Source organism: Microcystis sp. LE18-22.4A (genome assembly GCF_027531105.1).
Classification (GTDB): Bacteria; Cyanobacteriota; Cyanobacteriia; order Cyanobacteriales; family Microcystaceae; genus Microcystis; species Microcystis aeruginosa.
The window spans coordinates 1-5,558 of record NZ_JAPZRB010000143.1; the positions used below are offsets into that span (position 1 = coordinate 1).

At 45.1% G+C, this 5,558-nt stretch carries 4 protein-coding genes; all 4 read right to left on the minus strand.

Annotated elements, in window-relative coordinates; all coding sequences use genetic code 11:
• Nucleotides 1-425: 425 nt before the first annotated feature.
• Nucleotides 426-1,409 carry a methyltransferase domain-containing protein gene (locus O9295_RS06445; protein ID WP_288032401.1) on the minus strand — a complete coding sequence of 328 codons (984 nt, stop codon included), beginning with the start codon at nt 1,407-1,409 and terminating at the stop codon, nt 426-428.
• A gap of 294 nt (nt 1,410-1,703) precedes the next feature.
• Nucleotides 1,704-1,943, minus strand: coding sequence for a FeoC-like transcriptional regulator (locus O9295_RS06450; protein WP_004160943.1), 240 nt, complete (start codon nt 1,941-1,943; stop codon nt 1,704-1,706).
• A 109-nt stretch (nt 1,944-2,052) separates the two neighbouring features.
• Complete coding sequence (gene feoB / locus O9295_RS06455; protein WP_288032399.1) at nt 2,053-4,377, minus strand: Fe(2+) transporter permease subunit FeoB; 2,325 nt, start codon at nt 4,375-4,377, stop codon at nt 2,053-2,055.
• A 41-nt stretch (nt 4,378-4,418) separates the two neighbouring features.
• Complete coding sequence (locus O9295_RS06460) at nt 4,419-5,054, minus strand: FeoA family protein (protein WP_288032400.1); 636 nt, start codon at nt 5,052-5,054, stop codon at nt 4,419-4,421.
• Between the last annotated feature and the right edge of the window lie 504 nt (nt 5,055-5,558).

The following is a 5,558-nucleotide window of genomic DNA, read 5'->3' on the forward strand; positions in this document are numbered from 1 at the left end:
TGAGGTGGCCAATTACCTAATTTTCAGGGAAAAAGTGCCTAAATTTCCCCCCGATCACTCCCAGATCCAGTACTTTTTGATTGACAAAAGGTCTAAAAGTCTTACCCAACAAAGTTTTTAGATTTATTCAGCCAGCCCTAAGTAGGTAGGTGTTAAAAATTATCAGATACCCCCCTTATCAAGGGGGGCAGGGGGGATCGAACCCAAAATTTATCTTCAATTTAATTATAACCAGCTAAGTACCTAAGCAAAATTAATTACACATCTAAGCCACTACTCCGTCAGACTTCTGGTGTGAGGAAACAGTGAACTGAAAACTCAAATCCGATCCCTAATAGCTGTCTCCCGTCTCGGAGTCTCCCGTCTCGGAGTCTCCTGTCTCAGAGTCTCCTGTCTCGACTAGGAAATTAATTTTGCACGACTACTTACATAACTGAGGTAAGAGACTCTTGCTGACTTGCTTGCAGATGGGATTGAGCGCGAACAGCGCGGAACATCCCAAAACGACATAAACCCGTGCCAAAGGCCAAACGCATCAGCAGAATTGTCGGCACTTCTCGGACGGATTTAAGCAACCCAGTTAGACCAAATTGCCACCAACCTTGGGGACGAATCACCCCCTGCCAAATGGTATCAATCCAAGAGGGTAGAGTGGCCTTTGTCCAGTCAGCAGTCATCACTTCCCCATCTACCAATCCCGTGGCTGCTAACTGTTCGGCAAAACCTTCGATACTGGCAAAAGCGGGGTGAGACCACTGATCCAAAAGTTGGCGCATTACGGGACGTTCCCAGAAATTAAGCGGTTTTTGACGGTCATCTCGCTGATTCCAGTCCGCTACCACCAGGACTCCCCCCGGCTTGAGAACTCGCAGTAATTCCTGAGCAAAAACGGCTTTGTCCGGCATATGGGGGCCGGCTTCAATTGACCAGACCACATCAAAACTCTCGTCGGGAAAAGAAAGGGCCATGGCATCATCGACCAAAAAGCGAGCATTTACATCTGGGGGTGTTAGTTCTTTGGCCCGTGCCACTTGTTTGGGACTAATGGTGACACCAGTAACGGCAAATCCGTAGTCGCGCGCGAGAATGCGACTGCTGCCACCAATACCACAACCGACATCGAGGAGAGTTACACCGGCGGGTAGTTTATCCAAACCTCCCCAAGAGACCATTTCCGCCACAAAGTCAGCTTTTGCCTGTAGAAAGTCTTTTTTTTCTGGTGGGGAACCGTAGTGACCTAAATGGATGTGTTCGCCCCAATAATATTCTAAAATCCCGTCTTCGGTCCATTGGTCGTAGGAATTGGCCACCGAGTCCGACGATTGGTACTTGCGAGAGGAAACAAAATAGACGACGATAGCGATCGCTAGGAGTAAACCTAAAGATGATGTCACCAAAAGTATATTCATTAAATGCTGCCGAGCAAACTGATACAAAGCTTAATAACTCTTAAAAATTATACAACCTTGAGGTTCTGCGGTTGAGTGACTTTGGTTCCTCGCCAGAAATTAACTATCCCCGTTGAAAGCGACCGGTAATACAGCAGTTATCTTAATAGTTAAGTAGCTGGTTATAATTAAATTAAAAATGGATTTTAGGTTCGATCCCCCCTGCCCCCCTTGATAAGGGGGGTGCCGATAGGCGGGGGGATCTGACAACTTTTAACGCCTACCTACTTAGATCACTTCTGTAGTATTAAACTTTTATCTGTTTGTCCCTGTGGAATTGCCTTCAATCCATTCGTAAAAAACCATAGATTCTGGGGAACAACGGCTGCATCCTCCGCATTTTTCTAGGGAAATCAGGCGAATTCGCCCTTTTTTCAGCAAGCGATCGAGCATGGGACTTAAGGCATCCGCTGACATCCGAAAGTGTGTAGATAAGTCAGACAGAGATGCTTTCTGATTTTTGGCAAGATAAGCCTGTATATCGATTAAAATCATGGTTTATAAGCGAAAAAAATCGAGAAAAGTTGCTTGATTGCGGTGGGTTACGGCGAATCTAAATAATTAGTTAGTTGCCTAGCTTTTCGTCGCCTAACCCACCCTACTTTTAAATTGCCGGACGATTGATTTTTCGGGGACGGAGATTTTTTAAGGTGAATAAAACCCCGACTACGGTTAAACCCATCAAGACTATCCAAAAGAGAGAAAATCCCGGATGTCGAGAAAAAGTGGCGATTTGATAGAAGGAAGTGGCAACAATATAGGCCATTCCTGTGGTCCAGAGGGCAATAAAAACAGTCCAACCGGCATTAGTTTCGCGATATACGGCCGATGTGGCCGAAACACAGGGAAAATAGAGCAGAACAAACAACAGATAGGCAAAAGCACCCGCTTGACCATCAAATCTTTTCGCCATTGCCCCAAAGATTCCTAAATCTACCTCTTGCTTCTCGGCAGCCGTTTTTTGATCTTGCAAATCACCAAGATTTAAACCCAAGGGATCAAGTAATTGATTGGGTAATTCCGCTAAATTGGCGGGAATAGTGGCAATAGCTCGGTGAATTTGCCCCCAGAAGTCGAATTTTACCTGTGCTGCCCCCTTATTCGGGTTATCTTCCCCTGCTAGTTGGCTGTAAATCGAGTTTAAGGTGCCTACCATTGCTTCTTTGGCAAAAACTCCCGTAAAAATTCCCACCGTTGCTGGCCAATTTTCCGGTTCTAGTCCCATGGGTGAGAAAATAGGAGTTACAGCTTTACTGGTAGCACTTAAAACCGATCGCTCGCTGTCTTGATTACCAAAAGAACCATCAAAACTGACGGAGTTGAGTAATCCCAAAATCATCACCATTAAAACGATAACTCGTCCAGCTTTCCATAAAAACGCTTGCAGACGTTCCCAAGTGCGAATTAAAACCCCTTTCAGACGCGGTAGATGATAGGGAGGCAATTCCATAATAAAGTGACTGACTTCTCCCTTGAGTAGGGTTTTTTTCATCACCAATCCCGTCAAAATAGCGGCGAGAATTCCTAAGATATAAAGACCAAAAACGATGTTTTGACCACCTATGGGGAAAAAAGCCGCCGCAAATAGCGCATAAACAGGTAATCTGGCCCCACAGGACATAAAAGGGTTCATCATAATCGTCATTAAACGATCGCGAGAATTTTCTAGGGTCCTGGTGGCCATAATTGCCGGCACACTGCAACCAAATCCCACTAGCATGGGGACAAAGGATTTACCCGGCAATCCCACCAAACGCATCAATCGGTCCATGACGAAGGCTGCCCGGGCCATATAGCCAGAATCCTCTAAAATTGACAAAAAGAGGAACATAAAGCCAATTACGGGGATAAAAGTGGCGACGGTTTGCACACCTCCCCCCGCCCCATCAGCGAGCAGAGCAATTAGCCAACCCGGGGTATGGATTTTTTGTAAAACTTGGGACAAACCATCGACAAAGATAGTCTGGGCAGTTAAATCGAAGAAATCGATAAAGGCAGCACTAACATTGATGGTAAACAAGAACATTAGGTACATTACGCCCAAAAATATCGGAATTCCCCACCAGCGATCGAGAACAATCCGATCAAGGCGATCGGACATGGTATCATTTATCTGTCCAGTCCGTTGAGTGGCTCCCTGGGTAACTTGTTGAATAAAGCCATAACGAGTATCAGCAATTAAAATATCAAGGTCTTCCCCTAAAACTTGGTGTATTTGTCGTCTATGCTTGACGATAATGCTTAATAGTTCCTGTGAGCGCAATTCTGGGGCGATGCGATCCTCGTATTGCAGTAGGTTTAAAGCAGTCCATCTTGGCTCAACGATCCTTTTACTGCTATGGTCGTTAATGTAGGCAACAATCTCGTTAAGAGCTTCCTCAATTACCGCAGGATAAGCCACATAAGCGGCAGTATGGCTAATATTACCAACTAATTCCCCAATTTTTTGCTTTAATTCTCCGATTCCCTCCCCTTTAACCGCACTAATCGGCACGACAATTGCATCCATGCGAGCGCTTAAGAGTTGCGGATTAACCACAATACCCCTAGTTTTGGCCACATCCATCATATTCAGGGCAATCAACATCGGTAAACGCATCTCCATGATTTGGGTAGTAAGGTAGAGATTGCGCTCTAAATTGGCAGCATCGACGATATTAATCACTAAATCCGCTTCTCCTGACAGCAGATAGTCCCTAGCGACTAATTCATCCATTCCTGTCTCCCCTTCTTCCACATCAAGGGAATAGACTCCGGGTAAATCCACAAGGGTGATATCTTCCCCGTTAACTTGAAATCGTCCCTCTTTGCGATCGACTGTTACTCCTGGCCAGTTGCCAGTGCGTTGATTGGCCCCCGTGAGAGCATTAAAAAGGGTAGTTTTGCCACAGTTAGGATTGCCAATTAAGGCGATAATGGGTTTGACCATAATTAGGATATTGAGTGACGAATAGGCTTAGATGATTAAATTTAGCTTTCTGGGTCTATTTTTTCGACTATTAAAGTGTCTGCCTCCTGTTTTCGCAGACTGAGATGAAATCCCCGCACTCGAATCTCGACGGGATCCCCCAAAGGTGCGACACGAATGACGGTAAACTCTGTCCCCGGAGTTAATCCCATTGATAACAATTTTCCTTTGTATCCTCGTAATGCTCGGTCATAACCGACAACTTTACCCGCTTTTCCTATGGGTATCTCCCGCAGAAATGTTCTTACTTCAGGTAGGTCTTTTTTGGGTTCCAGTTTTTTCGGTTGACTGTCACTAACGAGGATTTTTTCGGCCATTTCCGCCCCGATACCGATACGATTGTCTTGAATGCCAATTAAAACTGATCCCCTCGGTTGGGAGCTAATTACCTGTAATTGAATGCCGGGGTTTAATCCCATACCTAGGAGTCGATTGATCCCTCCTGTCCCCTGAAATCCCACTAACCAGACGGTTTTTCCCATTTCCACTTGTGCGAGGGGATAGGTGGCTGTTAGCTCAGTACCCATGGAGTTAGTACGTTCTGCTACTGCCTCTGTACCGCCCCAAGGGGAAAATTGGGCTTTATTTGGCGATTTTTCCGGTTCTTCTGGGTCATTAGGTCTAATTTTATCGTCCATGCTTTTCTTATCTCCAAAGGCAAAGAAGGTCTTTCATTCAAGAGTGACAATAATTCCTTGATAGCTCATCGAGTTTACTTCAGTAGCCAAAGGGTGATAACTGCGCTAATGTCAGCCTCAGTCAACGGTTTTGAAACTGTCTAAGACTTGCGATTGCTAAAATAAATGCTAATTATTCTCAATTACCAGTCTAATCCAAAAGGGGAGACAGAAAAGAAAAATATTTATTTAGGGTCGGCTGAATAATGGTAAAACCCTTTGAAAATAAGGCTTTTGACCTGTTAAAATCCGATGTTCATGCTGCGAAAATCGGATTGGGACCCCCAAAAACCTGGCATTATCCTCCTTTCAGTACATAAGTTAGTACAAAAAGAGAGGGCAACAAAGCCTGAAACGACCGGCTACTGACGACCGGCTACTGACGACCGACTCCTAACCCCACCAACAAACTTTTTGCCGCCAACCCTAAATACCTTAAGAATCGAGGGCGATTGCACTATAGCA